Source organism: Mesorhizobium alhagi CCNWXJ12-2, from assembly GCF_000236565.1.
Taxonomy (GTDB): Bacteria; Pseudomonadota; Alphaproteobacteria; order Rhizobiales; family Rhizobiaceae; genus Allomesorhizobium; species Allomesorhizobium alhagi.
In genome coordinates this window covers 1-1,025 of record NZ_AHAM01000179.1, presented here as the reverse complement: position 1 = coordinate 1,025, position 1,025 = coordinate 1, and the positions used below count along the sequence as shown (strand labels likewise).

2 protein-coding genes are annotated in these 1,025 nt (G+C 63.8%); both read left to right on the top strand.

What is annotated here, in order from left to right; genetic code table 11:
• The coding region (locus tag MAXJ12_RS20525) for a potassium transporter TrkG (protein WP_008837895.1) at positions 1-333 on the top strand (333 nt) is incomplete at its 5' end.
• Positions 334-465: 132 nt separating this feature from the next.
• The coding region (locus MAXJ12_RS20520) for an alpha/beta hydrolase (RefSeq protein WP_008837894.1) at positions 466-1,025 on the top strand (560 nt) is incomplete at its 3' end.

Below are 1,025 nucleotides of genomic sequence, written 5' to 3'. Positions count from 1 at the left end.
CCCACGGCCCTGCCGGTCCGCTACGGCGGCCGCACGGTCGATCCCGACATGCAGCGCGCGGTGGTGCTTTTCATTTCGTCGTTCTTCGTGATCTGGGCGATCGGCACCATCCTGCTCGCCGCCACGGGGCTCGATTTGATGACAGCCATGACTTCGGTTCTGACCGCGCTTACGAATGTCGGCCCGGGGCTGGGTGATATTATCGGGCCGTCGGGCAATTTCTCCACCCTTCCCGAGGCGGCCAAATGGCTGCTCCCGATCTGGATGCTGCTCGGGCGTCTGGAAATCCTCGCCGTGCTGGTCATCTTCACACCGACCTTCTGGGCGCGTTGACGCGATATTCAGGTGATGCCGGGCTGACCTGAATCTCGCACCAACGCATAACCCTGCGGGCTGGACGGCGACGCAGCCAGCCTTTATCACGAAAGCAAGGCGGCCAGGGGGCGGCTGGACGGATTCCAATCCATGATATTTTTTGCGGCTGCGCCCGTTCGCATACTCGCTTTGGCGCTGCTTCTGACCGGCTGCGCCGGCCAGCAGACCCGCGAACTGATTGCAAGTCCGGCGATCGCGGCCTCCGCATCGGAGATTGCCGCCAGGCACAGGATCTTCGTCGCCACCACCCGAGCCGAGGCGGACGACAGGGAAGAAGTGTTCAGCGGCGGCCGATCGCCCGACCTGCACTTCGCGCATGTCGACATGACCGTTCCGGCCATCCACAAGACCGGTGAGATCGAGCGCCGCAAGAAGAACCAGCGGGCCGATCCGGCCAAGTTCTTCGTGGCCGCCGATGTCGCCGGCTACCAGGACGACGAGGCTTTCTCCAAGACCCTGCGCGCCGACATCGCCGCCCATGGCGGGCGCGCGCTGGTGTTCATCCACGGCTACAACACTTCGTTCGACGGCGCGGTCTACCGCATGACGCAGATCGCCCATGACGCGAAATATTCCGGCACGCCGGTGCTGTTTTCATGGGCATCGGGCGGCAAGACGGTCGACTACGTCTATGACAACAACAGCGCGAC